Origin of the sequence: Streptomyces sp. NPDC006012, assembly GCF_042871185.1 — a bacterium.
In the GTDB taxonomy this organism is placed as follows: Bacteria; Actinomycetota; Actinomycetes; order Streptomycetales; family Streptomycetaceae; genus Streptomyces.
Genome location: NZ_JBIAIE010000024.1, coordinates 105,136 through 121,348, shown reverse-complemented (window position 1 = coordinate 121,348; position 16,213 = coordinate 105,136). Strand labels below are relative to the sequence as shown.

The following is a 16,213-nucleotide window of genomic DNA, read 5'->3' as shown; positions in this document are numbered from 1 at the left end:
GGCAAGGACCGCAGAGGCTGACGGGGAACCGCACCTGGATGACGGGCAGTCCTTTGGAGTCGGTGCGGGGATACCAGCTCGTGGCGGTGACACCGTCGGGGCAGGCCACCTGCTGGTGGTCCCAGTCGATGGTGAACGCGTCCAGCCCAAAGGCACCCTTGGCCTGGGACGAGGTGTTGTCGCGTTTGACCCCGGCACGAGCCTCCGGGTCATAGGGGCTGACCAGGCGCATCGCGCCCGGTGGCCGGTCTTTTGGGCCCCGGCGCGTCACCACGCCGTCCACCCGGTGGAAGTGCTGGACCCAGACCCGGCGCAGGATCTCCACCTCGTCGAGCGCGCGCAGTGCTGCGGGGGCATCAGCGGCGAAGACCGCTTCCAGCAGGCGTGTCCGTCCCGGCCGATCCGTGTCCCCACCTCCTCCCGCTTCACCCGGGGTCCGGGGAATCTGGAGTCCTCGGTTCTGGTGGCATAGTGCCGGAACCAGTCCGGCTCCGCGATATCGGTCAGCCAGTCCGGAGCGGCCTGGGCGAGCGCGTTCAGCGCCGCACGCAATGTCTCGGCCGCCTGCTCCAGCCAGCACAGCTCACGGGCCGACGACAGTACGTGCGATGAGTCGGTGCGGGCTCGGTCCAAGTTCGTCCCGCACCCGGATCGCCAGACTCCCCTTCGGAAAAGCGGCCCGCGCCACCCGCACCGTCTCCGCCGGGATCTCACTCGACCCTGCACGGCCGTACGACGTCGGTGGCAGCGCGTTTCACGTGAAACGTGGCAGCACGCGGTGTTTCACGTGAAACGCTCAGCGCATGGCGCCCGTGACGATCCAGCGACCGGAGCGGGAACGCAGCCAGAGCGTCAGCATCCGCACGGTCATCATCAGCGTCATGGCCGCCCAGACAGCGGTGAGCCCGCCGCCGAACACGGGCACGAGCAGGGCGACCGGGGTGAAGACCGCGAGGGTGAGCACCATGGCCCTGGCCAGATACAGGCCGTCTCCCGCGCCCATCAGAACGCCGTCGAGTACGAAGACCACTCCGCAGATCGGCTGGGACAGCGCCACGAGGAGCAAGGCGGGCAGCGCTGCGTTCCGGACGATGGAGTCACCGGTGAACAGGGGCAGAAACACCGGACGCGCCACGACCACGAGAAGACCGAGGGCCACTCCGACCGCGGTGCCCCACTGCACCATGCGACGACATGCCTCACGAGCACCCTGTGGATCGTCCGCTCCCAGATAGCGGCCGATGATGGCCTGCCCGGCGATCGCTATGGCGTCGAGGGCGAAAGCCAGCAAATTCCAGAGCGACAGAACGATCTGGTGGGCGGCGATGTCGGCGTCTCCGAGCCGGGCCGCGACGGCTGTGGCGATCATGAGAATCGCCCGTAGCGAGAGCGTACGGACGAGCAAGGGGACTCCTGCCTGTGCGGAGGCTCTGATACCGGTGGCGTCGGGCCGGAGTGATGCACCATGCTGACGGGCGCCGCGGACGACCACGAAGAGATAGACCGCAGCCATCCCGCACTGAGCGATGACCGTGCCCCAGGCGGAGCCGGCGATGCCCAGCCCTGCGCCGTAGACGAGTCCGACGTTGAGGGCCGCGTTGGCGACGAAGCCCGCCACAGCGACGTAGAGCGGGGTCCGTGTGTCCTGGAGTCCACGCAGGACACCGGTGGCGGCCAGCACGACCAGCATGGCCGGGATGCCCAGCGAGGAGATCCGGAGGTAGGTCGTCGCATACGCTGCCGCGGTGGACGAGGCGCCGAAGAGGTCCACGATGGCGGGGGCCATTGGCAGGACGACGACGATGACGGCAATCCCGAGAAGCAGCGCCAGCCAAATGCCGTCCATGCCCTGACGGATGGCCGCCTTGAGATTCCCCGCGCCCACCCGTCGGGCGACTGCCGCCGTGGTGGCATAGGCGAGGAAGACGAAGACGCTCACGGCGGTCGTCAGGAGAGCCGAGGCGACACCGAGTCCGGCCAACTGCGTCGTGCCCAGATGGCCGACGATCGCGCTGTCCGCCATGACGAACAGAGGCTCGGCGACGAGTGCGCCGAAGGCCGGGACGGCCAGTGCGACAATCTCTCGGTCGTGCCGTCGGAGGGGGGCCCTGGGTATCGCGGGAGCCTGTGGCATGGGCGCTAATCTAATCGTCCACAGGTAAGAGATGCAATGCTGTAGTGCTCCTTACTGCGAACGTCACTGAGCGTACTCTCGTGCACTGTTCGACACGATCTTGGTCCGACTGGGGAAGTTTTTCTTCTGCACAGCCGGTGGATGGGAAAGGAGCAGGTCAGGCGAGCTTCCGTGGAAGGGGTGGGGGCTTGTTCACAGGGCTGTCCACCGTGTCGTGCACAGGTTTTGCCAGGTTCTCCACAGCATCGGGGCCGTCGTCCACATGGCCTGTGGATAACCAGATTGGCTGACGGTGCCGCGGGGCCTAACGTGGTCCGGCGCCCGCCCGTAGAACCGGCCTCGGAACCCTCACAAAACCGACCTGTCACAACCGGAATTGGGCGTCTTCAGTTGTCAGTGCCGTGCCGTACAAAAGAGAGGCACGGCGAGGTCCGCTCGGCGGACGGGAGGAGGTGGCTCGGTGAGTATTTCCGAGCCCTTGGACGACCCGTGGGCCGACAGTGGGCCCAGTGATCGTCTGCCTGCTTCCCGCCGTCGCGGGGATGCCGGCCCGAGCCGGGACGAGCAGCATGAACGCGGCCGGGAGAGCGGCGGATGGGACGGCGGCGGTTCGTCCTTCGAACGGGTACCGCCACAGGACCTTGACGCCGAGCAGTCCGTCCTCGGCGGCATGCTGCTGTCGAAGGACGCCATCGCCGACGTCGTGGAGGTCCTCAAGGGCCAGGACTTCTACAAGCCGGCCCACGAGACGATCTACCAGGCGATCCTTGACGTCTATGCGAAGGGTGAGCCGGCCGACCCCATCACAATCGCCGCGGAACTCACCAAACGCGGCGAGATCAACAAGGTCGGCGGTGCGTCCTATCTGCACACCCTTGTCCAGACGGTGCCGACGGCGGCGAACGCCGAGTACTACGCGGAGATCGTCCACGAGCGGGCGGTCCTGCGTCGTCTGGTCGAGGCGGGTACCCGCATCACCCAGATGGGATACGCGGCCGACGGCGACGTCGACGAGATCGTCAACCAGGCCCAGGCCGAGATCTATGCGGTCACCGAGCAGCGGACCAGCGAGGACTATCTGCCGCTTGCCGAGATCATGGAGGGCGCACTCGACGAGATCGAGGCGATCGGTTCGCGCAGCGGGGAGATGACGGGGGTGCCCACCGGGTTCACCGACTTCGACTCCCTGACGAACGGTCTGCACCCGGGGCAGATGGTCGTCATCGCGGCGCGTCCCGCCATGGGTAAGTCGACACTGGCGCTGGACTTCGCCCGGGCCGCCTCGATCAAGAACAACCTGCCCAGTGTGATCTTCTCGCTCGAAATGGGCCGCAACGAGATCGCGATGCGTCTGCTGTCCGCCGAAGCGCGTGTCGCCCTGCACCACATGCGGTCCGGGACGATGACCGACGAGGACTGGACCCGGCTGGCCCGCCGCATGCCGGACGTCTCGGCCGCCCCGCTCTACATCGACGATTCGCCGAACCTGTCGATGATGGAGATCCGGGCCAAGTGCCGTCGGCTGAAGCAGCGCAACGACCTCAAGCTGGTCGTCATCGACTACCTCCAACTGATGCAGTCCGGCGGATCCAAACGTGCCGAGAGCCGCCAGCAGGAGGTCTCGGACATGTCCCGGAACCTCAAGCTCCTCGCCAAGGAACTGGAGCTGCCCGTCATCGCGCTCTCCCAGCTCAACCGAGGCCCCGAGCAGCGCACCGACAAGAAGCCGATGGTCTCCGACCTTCGTGAGTCGGGCTCCATCGAGCAGGACGCCGACATGGTCATCCTGCTGCACCGTGAGGACGCGTACGAGAAGGAGTCACCCCGCGCGGGCGAGGCGGACCTGATCGTCGCCAAGCACCGAAACGGCCCCACGGCGACGATCACGGTCGCCTTCCAGGGCCACTACTCGCGGTTCGTGGACATGGCGCAGACCTGACCGGGAGGCGTGGAGCCATACTCAGAGATGAGCAGGGCGGCCCTGGCCGTGGGCGTGCGGGGGACGTACTCCACGGGGATGGCGGAGGGCAGCTCGCGGCGTGTGCGCGGGTCGGGATGGCCGCATGGCGAAGGCCGGTGGCCTGCTGATCCGGACGGTCGGACTCGGCGGAGGCGCCGAGTGCCGTCGTGAGCGTCTCGCCCGCCGACGAGCCGGCCGCTGGTGAAACGAAAGAAATGCAGTCGACGTGGTCGGCTCCAGCGGATGGACTGGGGGCATGACGACATCTCCAGAAGAACTGCTCCCCGCCACGCAGCGGGCGTTGCTGCACCGGATCGCCGTGGCGCAGGCCGAAGGACGGGCGCCTTCGCTGGCTGCCGCGGTCGTGCGGGGCGGGCGGACCGTGTGGCACGGGTCCCGGTCCTCGGTGGACGGGCATGATCCGGATGCGTATGTGCAGTACCGGATCGGGTCGATCACGAAGACGTTCACGGCCGTTCTCGTGATGCGGCTGCGCGACGAGGGCCTGCTGGATCTCGGCGATCCGCTGGAGAAGCACCTGCCGGGCACCGGGGCGGGGGAGGCCACCATCGCCGAACTGCTCGCGCACACGGGCGGGTTGGCCGCCGAGTCACCGGCTCCGTGGTGGGAACGGACCCCCGGTGCGCTGCGCCCCGGACTGAGCGATGTGCTGGGTGAAAAGCCCCTGGTACATCCGGTCGGTCGGCGGCACCACTACTCGAACCCCGGCTACACGTTGCTGGGTGCGCTCGTGGAGGAGGTGCGTGGCGTGCCCTGGGAGGAAGCGCTCCGCCGGGAAGTGCTCGAACCTCTGGGGCTCGACCGCACCAGTGGGCGGCCCCGGGCCCCACATGCGGGCGGATGGGCCGTCCACCCCTGGGCCGACGCGCTCCTGCCGGAGCCGGTCGAGGATCTCGGGCGGATGGCCCCGGCCGGTCAGCTGTGGTCCACCACCGGCGACCTGGCCCGGTTCGCCGTCTTCCTGGCCCAGGGGGACGAGCGGGTCCTGAGCGCGGACAGCGTGCGCGAGATGCGGACGCCCGCGGCGCCGGCCGAGGCGGCCGATGTGGTGGACGGGAGCACCTACGGACTCGGTATGCAGATCCAGCACCGCCACGGCCGGCTGCTGGTGGGCCACTCCGGTTCGCTTCCCGGCTTTCTGGCCAACCTCACGATCAGCGTGGCGGACGATGTGGCCGCCGTGGTGCTGGCCAACTGCACCTCCGGTCCCTTGCTCGGCGCGGTGGGCGCCGATCTCGTCCGGATCGTGGCCGAGGCGGAGCCGAGGATCCCCGAGCCATGGCGGCCGCTGCACGAGGTCGATCCGTCCGTGCTGGAGCTGGCGGGCCAGTGGTACTGGGGCACCCATGCCTTTGGCCTGCGGGTGACGGCCGACGGGCTCGTCGCCCTGGGGCCGCTCTCCGGCAACGGCCGCAGTTCGCGTTTGCGGGCCAATGGCGACGGCACCTGGACCGGGCTGGAGGGCTACTACCACGGAGAGCTTCTACGGGCCGTACGGCGTCCGGACGGGTCGTTGAGCCATCTCGACCTCGGGTCGTTCGTGTTCACGCGGCAGCCGTACGACGAGGGCGCTTCCGTGCCCGGAGGAGTGGACTCCGAGGGATGGCGGGGAATCCGCTAGCCGGCGACAGGGCGCCGGGGCCGGTGCGGTCCGGGTGCTGCGGGCCATGCGGCAGCGGAGGTGGCCTGTTTCACGTGAAACAGGCCACACGGGGGCTCAGAGCTGAAGCTTGAAGCCCGTGTGGGAGGCGGCGAACCCGAGCCGCTCGTAGAAGCGGTGTGCACCGGTGCGGCTGCGGTCGGAGGTCAGCTGGACCAACTGGCAGTTCTGCCGTCGGGATTCCTCGATCGCCCACTCGATGAGCTGTGTGCCCAGGCCGTTGCCGCGCTCGTCGGCGTGGATGTGCACGCCCTCGACGAGCGCCCTGGTGGCACCACGTCGCGAGAGTCCGGGAATGAAGGTGAGCTGGAGCGTGCCGACGGTGCGGCCCTTGAGTACGGCGACGACCAACAGCTGGTTCGGGTCAGTGGTGAGCCGGTCCATGGCGGCCAGGTACGGGGTGAGATCGTCGGGGGATTCCCGCTGCGCGCCCAGCGGGTCGTCGGCGAGCATGGCGACGATGGCGGGGACGTCGTCGGCGACGGCGGCGCGTATTTCAAGATCTCCCATGCTTGCAGCCTACGTGGGCACGTTCAGTGACTCGACGACCCGTACGAGTGGGGCCAGCTCGGGGTTGGTGGCCGCCTCGTCGAGGGCCTCGCGCAGGGCCGCGTCGTTGGTGGGCCGCGCTTCCGTGAGGAGAGCGAGTCCCGCCTCGGTGACGTTTGTGTAGATGCCGCGGCGATCTGTCGGGCACAGGTAGCGCTCCAGCAGTCCGCGGTCCTCAAGCCGTGTGACCAGTCGGGTGGTGGCGCTCTGGCTGAGGACGACCGCGTCGGCGACCTGCTTCATCTGGAGATGGCCGCCGTCGCCGTCGTGCTGCCGGCTGAGCACGTCGAGCAGGGAGTACTCGCGCACGCTCAGGCCGTGGCCGGTCTGCAGGGCACGCTCGATACGCGCCTCGATCCTTCCGTGCAGCAAGGAGAGAGCGCACCAGCCCTGGGCGAGGGCGGTGAGTGAGGGGTCGGTCGCTGTCATGGGCGTTTTCCTCCGTCCTGGAACCGGCTGAGACCAGGGTAGAGCAAATTCGCAATAGACCGCGATTGCATATAGTCCGCGCGTGCAATTAATTTGGAGGGCTGGACTGTAGCCGCCGCGGAGTCGGCCGTCACGAACGAGGATGCCGGGGCCATTGCGATGGCGTTCAGCCCGGGGTGAACGTCGATGTTGTCGGTGTCCCGGTGGCATGCTCAGCGAGCGGCCCGTCGGCTGGCGGTTGGTCTTCGGTATCGTCGCGGCCCTCGGCCTCGCCGGGCGGGCAGTCGTCGGCAGTCTGGTCCCCCAGATGCGGGAGTCGGACTGCCCCGGCCTCCGAGACCGTTCCTCAGCCTGCCGCTACCGTCAGCGGTGCGAACCTGCGGGTCCAGTCGCCGGGCAACTCCGTGCAGCCGTACACCATCACGGCATTGGTGGACACGGACGCCAGCCCGCACTTCCTCGCCCACGCCAGCAACTCCTCGTGCTGTACGTCGATGTCGGTGCGCAGAGGTCTGTCGGTGCGGGCGGCGAGGGCGGAGATCAGGGCCTTCGCGGTCTCGGTGTCGCGGGCGATCAGTGGTCCGACGACCTGTGTGTCCATATTGGGCCAGGCCGCCGCGTACCCGGTGATCCGGCCGTTGTCCTCGGCCACGCACAACTGGTCGGCAAAGGCGGGCAGTCGGGTGATGAGGGGGGTGCGATCTGCGCCGAACACCTCCTCGTCCAGTCGGATGATCGAGCTGAGGTCCTCGGCGGCGGCCGCACGGGTCGACACCGGAGATTCCGGCTCCTGAGGACTGAACTGCCCGCGCACCATCTCCGCACGGCCGGTGACCTTGAAGCCCAACTCCTCGTACAGCGGGCGCCCGTACGGCGTCGCGTACAGCGTCAGCGGGGTGGCCTCCAACGTGGACACGACATGCATCATCAGGTGACGCCCCACGCCTTGGCGGGCATGCCGTTCGGCGACGAGGACCATACCGATGGCAGCCAGGTCTGGGCGGTCCTGCGGGCCGTACCGCGTGACGACGCACGCGGCGATGAGACCACCGTCGGGGTCGTCGATGCCGTAACCCCTGCCTGCTGTCAGGAGGAAGCCCCACTTGTGTTCCTCGCGTGGCCACCCCCGATTCTCTGACAAGTCGGCGCAGGCGCTGAGATCACGAGGCGTCAGGCGGCGGATGGGCAAAGAGACGAGGGAAGGAGTTGGCACGCAGGTCAGGCTGTCCGAATGGCACCCCCGACGTCCACCTGTTTCGAGTAGACGCACGTTCTTTTGGCCACGCCATGGCTATCTGGACAACAAGTGGACAGGTGGGGGTGTTTCACGTGAAACCTGAAGAGGCGTCCGACGTCCAACGGCTTGCGCTGTCGTGGTGGGCGGGATCTGTGGGATATCTATGAATTGGTGTGGCACGCCCGGTAATTGAGGGAATTCATGGTTCGCCCGTTGTTCGATTCGTGAGGAAGGAAGGGGGGACTTGTGTGGGCGGCGGCTGCCGGTATGGTCGACTCCGGTTCATGTCCGGGGTGAAGTTCAGCCATCCCGTTCGAGTCGAAGGGTAAGGGCGTCTCACGGGACGGAGAGATCGAAAACCCGCATTTCCGGGTATGCGGCGCGGACCACCGCTCGGAGTGGGAAGCTTCGGTGGCTTCACCGGCCGCCGGGCCGAAGCTGGAAGGGCGAGCCGTCCGCAGGGAAAGCAGGCACCTCCGTTCGAGGAAGTGCGCAGACCGACCGAAAGATGTTCGAGGCGAGGCACACCATGGACGCTCCGACCACCACGTCGGCGGACAACGGCACCTCTGGCGGGGGCAGCTGGTTCACGCCACGCAAGATGCCGCCGATCGAGCCGTCGGACGGCGATCAGGAGATGCCGGACGGCCGCCGCCCCGCGGTCCTGCGACCGGTGGGCCGACGTGCGGCAGGGAACCGCCAGCACACTGCGGAGACCGGCCCCGCGGCTCCTGCTCCCTTTACCGCGACCGAACCTGCCGTTCCTGCCCCCGGTACCGCGCGTGGATCCGCCCCTTCTGCCCCCGCAACCGCGACCGGAGTCCAGGACCTCGGGGAGCGAATACCGGGGTCCGCCTCGGGCCCCCCTGAGGCGCCGCGCACTCCGTCCGAGCCACCGCAGCACGAACAGAGGGTGCCCTCACAGCGCTCCGCACCGCCGCCCCCGGACGCTTCCCCGGATGCCGTCCTCATCCGCCGCACCATGGCCGAGGTCGCTCCCATCGCCGACAAGGTCACCTCGTACTTCTACGCGCTTCTCTTCGTCCGCCATCCCGATCTGCGGCCGCTGTTCCCGGCCGCGATGGACGCCCAGCGAGACCGGCTGCTCAAGGCGCTGCTGACCGCGGCCGAGCACATCGACAACACCCGCGTCCTCGTCGACTACCTGCAGAACCTCGGCCGGGGCCACCGCAAGTACGGCACCCGGCCGGAGCAATACCCGGCCGTCGGCGAGTGCCTTATCGGCGCGCTGAGCAAGTACGCCTCCACCGTGTGGGACGGGGAGACGGAGGGGGCGTGGGTGCGGGCGTACACGAAGATCTCGCAGGTGATGATCGACGCGGCGGCCCTGGACGAACTGCGCGCCCCGGCCTGGTGGCAGGCGGAGGTCGTCAGCCATGACCTCCGGACGCCCGATGTAGCGGTCATCACCGTCCGCCCGGACCAGCCCTATCCGTTCCTCGCCGGGCAGTACACGAGCGTGGAGACTCCGTGGTGGCCGCGGGTCTGGCGGCACTACTCCTTCGCCTCCGCGCCCCGTTCGGACGGGCTGCTGATGTTCCATGTGAAGGCCGTTCCCGCGGGCTGGGTCTCGAACGCACTCGTGCACCGTGCCGGCCCCGGCGACATCATCCGGCTCGGTCCGCCGGCCGGCTCGATGACCGTGGACCACACCACCGACAGCGGTCTGCTCTGCCTCGGCGGCGGCACCGGCATAGCGCCCATCAAGGCGCTCGTCGAAGATGTCGCCGAGCACGGCGAGCGCCGCACGGTCGAGGTGTTCTACGGCGCCCGCACCGATCACGATCTGTACGACATCGACACGATGCTCCGGCTCCAGCAGGCCCATCCCTGGCTCTCGGTCCGGGCGATCATCGACCGGCAGGCGCATCTTCAGCTTCCCGAGGCCATCCGGGAATTCGGCCCCTGGAACGAGTACGACGCCTACCTGTCGGGACCGCCCGGAATGATCCGCAGCGGGGTCACCATGTTGCGGAACGTCGGGATCCCCGCGGAGCGCATATGGCACGACTCGGTCGAGGAACTCGTCACCGTCGGGTGAACCGCCGGTCGAGATCGAACCGTCAGCCGAGATCAGGGGCGTGCATAGCGCGTACGCCCTCGATGTTGCCGTCCAGAAAGTGCCGCAGCGACAGCGGTACGAGATGCACGGAGGCGATGCCGACACGGGTGAACGGCACCCGCACGATCTCGTACTCGCCCATGGGTTCGTCCACTTCGGGACCGTGACGCAGGGCCGGATCCATGGACTCCAGTCGGCAGACGAAGAAGTGCTGCACTTTCACACCGGTCGCGCCGCCGTCCTCACCGATGTGCTCCACGGTGTCGACGAAGCAGGGCACCACATCGGTGATCTTGGCGCCGAGTTCCTCGTGCACCTCACGGTGCAGGGCATCGACGACGGTCGTGTCCTTCGGCTCGACCCCGCCACCGGGGGTGACCCAGTAGGGATCGACTCCGGGCTTGGTGCGCTTGATCAGGATCAGGTCGTCGCCATCCAGGAGAACGGCACGGGCGGTGCGCTTGACCACGGGTCGGACGGTCATGGAGGGAATGTGGCCCGGCTGGTTCCACGTGAAACATTGCAAAGCGATACGGCACGACCGCACGGCGTGACCCGGCCCACGGACCGCTCAGCCCCAGTCCGCGGCCGCTCGCTGGAGCCACTCGCGCGCTCGCGCGATGTGCGGCATGGCAAGGGTGCCGGTGCGTACCACCAGGAAGTACGTCCGCAGCGGGGGTACGGCGGGCTCGTGCAGTGCGACCACCTCGCCGCGATCGAGGGCGGGAGCGCACAGATAACGAGGCAGGACGGCCAGGCCCGCGCCCGCCGTCGCACACGCGAGGACTGCCCGGAGATCGGGAACGATCACGGTGCCCGCGGCGGCCGGGCGGCAGTCGAACACCGAGGCCCAGTAACGGGAGACGAAGGGCAGCGACTCATGGACCTCGACGACGGGCAGATTCTCCAGGGTGGGCGCCCCCTTGCTGCGCAGTTGCCCGGTGTCGATCTCCCCCGCCCAGCGCGGGGCGGCGACCAGCACATGCTCCTCGTCGCAGAGCGGGGTCGCCGTGAGCAGGGCACCGCGTGGCCGGGCCGTGCCGATGGCCAGGTCGTGGTGTCCGGCGGCCAGCCCCTCCAGGATCTCCTCGGCGTTCCCGAAGGAGGCGCGGAGCGCAAAGCCCTGGCCCTCGTCGCCGGCGAGTTCCGTGAGCGCGGGAAGGGCCCGTTCGGCGGTGAACTCGGGCGGACCGGCGAGATGCAGCGTGCGCAGGGAGGACTCGTCGTCGAGGCCGGTCTCGGTTATCTCCACCAGCGCGTCGAGATGCGGGGCGGCCTTGTGCGCGAGTTCGTCGCCGATGGACGTCGGGGTCACCCCGCGGGCCTGCCGCAGGAACAGCGGCCGGCCCAGTTGTCGCTCCAGGGTCCGGATCTGGGAGGTGACCGCCGGCTGCGACAGACCCAGCAGTGCGGCGGCGCGGGTGAAGGAGCCGGCCCGGTGCACGGTCACGAAGGTGCGCAGCAAGGCCAGATCCATGGCACGTCTTCCCCTTTCCCCTGCCCCTTTCCTCGCCCCCCAGGCAGAGCCCAACTATAAATAAGTCGATAGGCCTCTGTCGCTACTGTGATTGGACACTGACACAGAGTCAACTAGCCTTGTTCGCGCGGTTCTTCGCGCGGAACCGGGGCGGCCCGAGCCACGAGGGGGGAGGCTCGGACCGCCCGTCGTGCCCGACGGAAACCCGAGCCGGCCCCCTCGTCCGGTCACCTCGCGGACTCGTCCAAAGCCCGGAGCAGATCGGCCACCAGGTCCTCGGGATCCTCGGCGCCCACCGACAGCCGGACGAAGCCCTCAGGAACGGCGTCCCCTCCCCAGCGCCCACGGCGTTCGGCGGTGGAGCGGACCCCGCCGAAACTCGTCGCATCCTCGACGAGCCGCAGCGACGCGAGGAAACGCTCGGCACGCGCGCGCGTGGGCAGCGTGAAGGAGACCACGGACCCGTAGCGGCGCATCTGCCGCGCGGCGATCTCGTGCGCAGGGTCGTCGGGCAGCCCCGGATACCGGAGCCCGGCCACCTCGGGCCGGTCCCGCAGGGCCCGCGCCACCGTGAGCGCGGTGGTGTCCTGCCGGTCCACGCGCAGCTGGAGCGTGGCGATGGACCGATGGACGAGCCATGCCTCCATGGGCCCCGGGATCGCCCCGACGATCTTGCGCCAGCGGCGTACGGCGGCCATGGCCTCGCCGTCACGCCCCACGACGTAGCCCAGGAGGACGTCTCCGTGACCGGCGAGCTGCTTGGTGCCGCTGGCCACCGAGAAGTCCGCGCCCAGCTCCAGCGGGCGCTGCCCGAGGGGCGTGGCGAGGGTGTTGTCGACCGCGACGAGCGCGCCACGCGCGTGTGCCGCTCCGACCAGGCGGCGGATGTCGCACACGTCGAGCCCGGGGTTGGACGGCGTCTCGATCCACAGCAGCTTCGCGCCGTCCAGCACGTCGAGCTGGGCGTCGCCGGCCGTCGGCGCGCTGCGTACCTCGATGCCGTACGTCTCCAGCTGGGCGCGTACCAGCGGCAGCGCCTGGTAGCCGTCGGAGGGCAGGACGACCGCGTCCCCGGCGCGCAGCTGGGAGAAGATCACCGACGAGATGGCCGCCATGCCGGAGGCGAACACCAGTGTCTCCGCACCGTCCTGGCCGGGCGCTTCCAGCTCCCCGATGGCGCGCTCCAGCAGGGTCCAGGTCGGGTTGTCGTCGCGGCCGTAGGAGTACGGGCCCGTCACCTCGCCCGGCAGATGGAAATGGGCAGCGAAGACCGGTCCGGGCAATGTCGGTTCGTTCTTGACCGGCTCGGGCAGTCCGGCCCGGACGGCGCGTGTGCCGTCGCCGGACCGGCCGTCGTTCTCGGGGGTGTCGCTCATTCGGCCCGTTCCTCCAGACGGTCGCGTACGGCGGCGAGCAGCCCCGTGCTCGCCGCCTCCACCATTTCAAGGCACTCGGTGAAGTCGTCCAGCCCGCCGTAGTAGGGGTCGGGTACGTCGAGGTCGTCCCCGGCGGCGGGGTCGTAGGAGCGCAGCAGCCGCACTTTGCGCGCGTCCTCCTCCGTGGGAGCCAGGCGGCGCAGGGCCTTGAGGTGGTCGGAGTCGAGGGCGATCACGAGGTCGAGCCGGGCGAACCAGGACGGCTGGAACTGCCGGGCCGTGTGGTCGATGTCATAGCCGTGCTCCTCCAGGACGGCGACGGCACGCGAATCGGCGCTGTCGCCCTCGTGCCAGCCGCCGGTGCCGGCGCTGTCGACCTCGACCAGGGCCTGCAGGTGCGCCTCCGCAGTGCGGGCACGGAAGACGGACTCGGCCATGGGGGAGCGGCAGATGTTGCCCGTGCAGACGAAGCAGACGCGGTAGGGCATCGCGGGCTCAGTCCTTGCCGTCGGGCAGGACGAGGTGCAGCGCCCAGGAGACGATCGAGATGATCAGGCCGCCGAGGACGGCGGTCCAGAAACCCTGCACGTGGAAGCTCAGGTGGAGCTTGTCGCACAGCCAGGAGGTCAGCAGCAGCATCAGCGCGTTGACCACCAGCGTTATCAGGCCGAGCGTCAGGATGAACAGGGGGAAGGTGAGGAGCTGGACGATCGGCTTGACCAGGAAATTCACCAAGCCGAAGACCAGGGCGACGACGACCAGGGTGCCGATCTTCTTGGCCGTGCTGTCACCTGTCAGGGTGATCTTGTCGAGCAACCACACGGCGACGGCCAGCGCACCGGCATTGGCGATCGTCTTGACTACGAAATTCTTCATGTGTCTGATCGTGGCAGACGGGACCGGAGACGAGCAGTGGGGCGAGGGCGGCAAGAACGATGAAGGCATTCCGGCTGGACGAACTGGAGGCGGAACGCGCCGCCAACGAGGGTGCTTACCTGCAGTTTCTACGTGAACGGAATATGTCGGTCGGCCTGTACGCGCTCGACGCGGGAGACGCGGACCCGCAGCAGCCCCACCGCCAGGACGAGGTGTACTTCGTCGTCAGCGGCCGCGCCTCGATCACCGTCGGCATGGAGACCACACAGGTCGCGCGCGGCAGCGTGGTGTACGTGCCGGCCGGGGTCGCCCACAAGTTCCACCACATCAGCGAGGATCTGCGGGTCCTGGTGGTGTTCTCTCCGCCTGAGGCGTGACCTCGGGTCCCGGGATTCCCTAGGGGAACGGTCAGGGGAGCGCAAGGGGTGCGAGGCGCCCGCGGGGGCACCTCGCGGCTCTAGCATCGAGAGCAGGACACGGGGACCGTCGACAGGTGTCGCATCGGGAACCGCCCGGCAGGTGTCGTCAACCGGCGGCACCTTCGGCAACGTTAAGAACGCAGAGAAGGACGAGGGCAATGCGAGGGATCTTCACGGGACTGCCGTGGTGGGTGAAGTGGATCGCGGTGCCGGTCATCGCCCTGGTCGTGTTCGGCGGCCTGATCGCGACCGTGGTCGCCTTCGTGATCGGCCTCCTCTTCAAGGCGCTGATCTTCGTGGCGCTGGTCGGCGGACTCATCTACATCGTGCGGAAATTCACGTCCAGTTCCTCGTCGCGCAGCGACTGGTGAGCACAGCGGGAGACCGGTGGCAGAAACAGGAGTCACCGGATCCCTCGGGCGAGGGAAGTTTCCGGGCAGGCCGTCCGAGAACGGCGGCCGACGGTTAGAGTCCGGAACTCCACGCGGGGTCCAGCCCTCCCGAGCGGTGCAGGCCCCCCACCCGTGTCTCCTCCGCACGGGGTTGCCTCTCGCGCTTCGGGAGTAACCTTTGGCCACGGTTGATACCGCACCTGCGGAAACGCACCCGCTTTTCGCGCCGCCGCCCTCCGACGCGCCGCCCCCTGCACCGAGGCCGCCCGCCGTGTCGGTCCCCGAGCAGCCGCACTCCGCGACCCTCATCGGCTCCGTGCAGCGCGCCATGCGCCTGCTGGAGTGTGCCGCCGGGCACGAGTACGGTGCCCCGGCCAAGCAACTGGCCCGCGAGACCGGACTGGCGCTCCCCACTGCGTACCACCTGCTGCGCACCCTCGTGCACGAGGGCTATCTACGGCGCGACAAGGGACTGTTCTTCCTCGGCGAGGCGGCGGTGCGGCTGAGCAGCAGCGGCGCTGGGCAGAAACGTCGCAGCACGGTGGCCTCCACGCTTGCGCAGTGGCGCGATTCCATCGGCGTGCCTGTGTACTACGCCGCGTACCGCGAGGGTGAGATCGAGGTCATGTGCGTCTCGGACAGTCCGGGCAACCCGGCGGTCGAGGAGTGGGCGGACTTCCGCGAGACCGGGCACGCTCACGCGATCGGGCAGTGCTTGCTGTCGCAGCTTGACGAGGCGGCCCGGCGCGACCATCTCGACCGCCATCCGGTGCAGTCCATCACTCCGTACACCGTGCGTGACGACCACAGCCTCTTGCGGCGCCTGGAGCGAGTGCGCCGGATGGCGCCGGTGGCGGAGCGGCAGGAGTACGCGCTGGGCACGGTCTGCGCAGCCATCCCGATCACGATCGGCACCACGGCCGCCACCATGGCCATCTCGGTCCCCTTCCACCAGGCGGACCGGCTGCTGCCCGCGGTGGAACTCCTGCAGGCGGAAGTCGCACGTCATCTTGGGACACTCGCGATCTCTATCAGTATCTGAAAACTCACTCCTTGTGATCTGTCGTGTACGTTCAGCAAGATGCCATCAGTGCCAATGGGTCATTCCAGGCCAGTCCGCATGACACGACGGGATAGGCAATGCGTGAGTCCGTACAGGCAGAGGTCATGATGAGCTTTCTCGTGTCCGAGGAGCTCGCCTTCCGCATTCCGGTGGAGTTGCGGTACGAGACCTGTGATCCCTATGCCGTGCGGCTGACCTTCCACCTGCCCGGGGACGCCCCGGTGACCTGGGCTTTCGGACGGGAGCTGCTGATCGACGGGGTGGGCCGGCCGTGCGGGGACGGTGACGTGCACATCGCACCCAACGATTCCGAAGCTCTGGGCGAGGTGCTGATCCGGCTCCAGGTCGGTGGCGACCAGGCGGTCTTCCGCTCCTCGGCACCGCCGCTGGTGGCGTTCCTGGACCGCACGGACAAGCTGGTGCCGCTGGGCCAGGAAGGCGCGCTCGCGGACTTCGACGCCCACCTCGAAGAGGCCCTGGACCGCATCCTGGCCGAGGAGCAGAGCGCCGGCTGAGGCGTGGTCGGCGGGGGCGCCG

The 16,213-nt window shown here is 68.6% G+C and carries 16 protein-coding genes and 1 pseudogene; 7 read left to right on the top strand and 10 right to left on the bottom strand.

Annotated features, from left to right (window positions below):
* A pseudogene (locus ACFYPJ_RS30960) lies at positions 1–627 on the bottom strand (IS5/IS1182 family transposase); the annotation flags it as partial.
* Between the two features lie 169 nt (positions 628–796).
* Entirely contained in the window at positions 797–2,134 is a 1,338-nt protein-coding gene (locus tag ACFYPJ_RS30955) for an MATE family efflux transporter (RefSeq protein ID WP_389024317.1), read from the bottom strand.
* Positions 2,135–2,594: 460 nt separating this feature from the next.
* Here ACFYPJ_RS30955 and dnaB point away from each other — a divergent pair, with 460 nt between their 5' ends.
* On the top strand, positions 2,595–4,073 hold the full coding sequence (gene dnaB / locus ACFYPJ_RS30950; RefSeq protein WP_389024314.1) for a replicative DNA helicase: 1,479 nt from the start codon (positions 2,595–2,597) through the stop codon (positions 4,071–4,073).
* Between the two features lie 277 nt (positions 4,074–4,350).
* Positions 4,351–5,736 (top strand): serine hydrolase domain-containing protein, encoded by a 1,386-nt coding sequence (locus tag ACFYPJ_RS30945; RefSeq protein WP_389024311.1) that lies wholly within the window; start codon positions 4,351–4,353, stop codon positions 5,734–5,736.
* A gap of 96 nt (positions 5,737–5,832) precedes the next feature.
* On the opposite strand, the gene ACFYPJ_RS30940 is transcribed toward ACFYPJ_RS30945, so the two are convergent.
* The 3 genes from ACFYPJ_RS30940 to ACFYPJ_RS30930 all read right to left on the bottom strand — a co-directional run bounded on the left by ACFYPJ_RS30940 (position 5,833) and on the right by ACFYPJ_RS30930 (position 7,966).
* A complete protein-coding gene (locus ACFYPJ_RS30940; RefSeq protein WP_389024308.1) occupies positions 5,833–6,285 on the bottom strand; it encodes a GNAT family N-acetyltransferase in 453 nt (150 codons plus the stop codon).
* Between the two features lie 9 nt (positions 6,286–6,294).
* On the bottom strand, positions 6,295–6,753 hold the full coding sequence (locus tag ACFYPJ_RS30935) for a MarR family winged helix-turn-helix transcriptional regulator (protein ID WP_389024304.1): 459 nt from the start codon (positions 6,751–6,753) through the stop codon (positions 6,295–6,297).
* Between the two features lie 346 nt (positions 6,754–7,099).
* Positions 7,100–7,966 (bottom strand): GNAT family N-acetyltransferase, encoded by an 867-nt coding sequence (locus tag ACFYPJ_RS30930; protein WP_389024301.1) that lies wholly within the window; start codon positions 7,964–7,966, stop codon positions 7,100–7,102.
* A gap of 532 nt (positions 7,967–8,498) precedes the next feature.
* On the opposite strand from ACFYPJ_RS30930, the gene ACFYPJ_RS30925 reads away from it, so the two are divergent.
* Positions 8,499–10,052, top strand: coding sequence for a globin domain-containing protein (locus ACFYPJ_RS30925; protein WP_389024298.1), 1,554 nt, complete (start codon positions 8,499–8,501; stop codon positions 10,050–10,052).
* A gap of 22 nt (positions 10,053–10,074) precedes the next feature.
* Here the strand turns inward: ACFYPJ_RS30925 and ACFYPJ_RS30920 are convergent, their stop codons facing one another.
* The 5 genes from ACFYPJ_RS30920 to ACFYPJ_RS30900 form a co-directional block, all read right to left on the bottom strand.
* Complete coding sequence (locus tag ACFYPJ_RS30920) at positions 10,075–10,557, bottom strand: NUDIX domain-containing protein (RefSeq protein WP_389024295.1); 483 nt, start codon at positions 10,555–10,557, stop codon at positions 10,075–10,077.
* Between the two features lie 87 nt (positions 10,558–10,644).
* The gene (locus tag ACFYPJ_RS30915) at positions 10,645–11,550 is read right to left on the bottom strand and encodes a LysR family transcriptional regulator (protein WP_389024292.1); all 906 of its coding nucleotides are present in this window, start codon (positions 11,548–11,550) and stop codon (positions 10,645–10,647) included.
* Positions 11,551–11,777: 227 nt separating this feature from the next.
* Positions 11,778–12,926 carry a cystathionine gamma-lyase gene (locus tag ACFYPJ_RS30910; RefSeq protein WP_389024290.1) on the bottom strand — a complete coding sequence of 383 codons (1,149 nt, stop codon included), beginning with the start codon at positions 12,924–12,926 and terminating at the stop codon, positions 11,778–11,780.
* Entirely contained in the window at positions 12,923–13,414 is a 492-nt protein-coding gene (locus tag ACFYPJ_RS30905) for a low molecular weight protein-tyrosine-phosphatase (RefSeq protein ID WP_389024287.1), read from the bottom strand. Before ACFYPJ_RS30905 ends, ACFYPJ_RS30910 begins: the two co-directional genes overlap by 4 nt.
* 7 nt (positions 13,415–13,421) lie before the next feature.
* On the bottom strand, positions 13,422–13,802 hold the full coding sequence (locus ACFYPJ_RS30900) for a phage holin family protein (protein WP_389024284.1): 381 nt from the start codon (positions 13,800–13,802) through the stop codon (positions 13,422–13,424).
* A 59-nt stretch (positions 13,803–13,861) separates the two neighbouring features.
* Here ACFYPJ_RS30900 and ACFYPJ_RS30895 point away from each other — a divergent pair, with 59 nt between their 5' ends.
* The 4 genes from ACFYPJ_RS30895 to ACFYPJ_RS30880 all read left to right on the top strand — a co-directional run bounded on the left by ACFYPJ_RS30895 (position 13,862) and on the right by ACFYPJ_RS30880 (position 16,191).
* On the top strand, positions 13,862–14,179 hold the full coding sequence (locus ACFYPJ_RS30895) for a cupin domain-containing protein (protein WP_389024281.1): 318 nt from the start codon (positions 13,862–13,864) through the stop codon (positions 14,177–14,179).
* A gap of 200 nt (positions 14,180–14,379) precedes the next feature.
* Positions 14,380–14,592 (top strand): DUF5326 family protein, encoded by a 213-nt coding sequence (locus ACFYPJ_RS30890; protein ID WP_389024278.1) that lies wholly within the window; start codon positions 14,380–14,382, stop codon positions 14,590–14,592.
* Between the two features lie 199 nt (positions 14,593–14,791).
* Positions 14,792–15,655 (top strand): IclR family transcriptional regulator, encoded by an 864-nt coding sequence (locus ACFYPJ_RS30885; protein WP_389024275.1) that lies wholly within the window; start codon positions 14,792–14,794, stop codon positions 15,653–15,655.
* Positions 15,656–15,753: 98 nt separating this feature from the next.
* A complete protein-coding gene (locus tag ACFYPJ_RS30880) occupies positions 15,754–16,191 on the top strand; it encodes an SsgA family sporulation/cell division regulator (RefSeq protein WP_389024272.1) in 438 nt (145 codons plus the stop codon).
* Positions 16,192–16,213: the final 22 nt, after the last annotated feature.

Bases quoted from the DNA above. Each gene is read 5' to 3' on its own strand.
- ACFYPJ_RS30955 (WP_389024317.1), bottom strand. From the start codon at position 2,134: ATGCCACAGGCTCCCGCGATACCCAGGGCCCCCCTCCGACGGCACGAC.
- ACFYPJ_RS30945 (WP_389024311.1), top strand. From the start codon at position 4,351: ATGACGACATCTCCAGAAGAACTGCTCCCCGCCACGCAGCGGGCGTTG.
- ACFYPJ_RS30940 (WP_389024308.1), bottom strand. From the start codon at position 6,285: ATGGGAGATCTTGAAATACGCGCCGCCGTCGCCGACGACGTCCCCGCC.
- ACFYPJ_RS30935 (WP_389024304.1), bottom strand. From the start codon at position 6,753: ATGACAGCGACCGACCCCTCACTCACCGCCCTCGCCCAGGGCTGGTGC.
- ACFYPJ_RS30925 (WP_389024298.1), top strand. From the start codon at position 8,499: ATGTTCGAGGCGAGGCACACCATGGACGCTCCGACCACCACGTCGGCG.
- ACFYPJ_RS30920 (WP_389024295.1), bottom strand. From the start codon at position 10,557: ATGACCGTCCGACCCGTGGTCAAGCGCACCGCCCGTGCCGTTCTCCTG.
- ACFYPJ_RS30915 (WP_389024292.1), bottom strand. From the start codon at position 11,550: ATGGATCTGGCCTTGCTGCGCACCTTCGTGACCGTGCACCGGGCCGGC.
- ACFYPJ_RS30910 (WP_389024290.1), bottom strand. From the start codon at position 12,926: ATGAGCGACACCCCCGAGAACGACGGCCGGTCCGGCGACGGCACACGC.
- ACFYPJ_RS30905 (WP_389024287.1), bottom strand. From the start codon at position 13,414: ATGCCCTACCGCGTCTGCTTCGTCTGCACGGGCAACATCTGCCGCTCC.
- ACFYPJ_RS30900 (WP_389024284.1), bottom strand. From the start codon at position 13,802: ATGAAGAATTTCGTAGTCAAGACGATCGCCAATGCCGGTGCGCTGGCC.
- ACFYPJ_RS30895 (WP_389024281.1), top strand. From the start codon at position 13,862: ATGAAGGCATTCCGGCTGGACGAACTGGAGGCGGAACGCGCCGCCAAC.
- ACFYPJ_RS30890 (WP_389024278.1), top strand. From the start codon at position 14,380: ATGCGAGGGATCTTCACGGGACTGCCGTGGTGGGTGAAGTGGATCGCG.
- ACFYPJ_RS30880 (WP_389024272.1), top strand. From the start codon at position 15,754: ATGCGTGAGTCCGTACAGGCAGAGGTCATGATGAGCTTTCTCGTGTCC.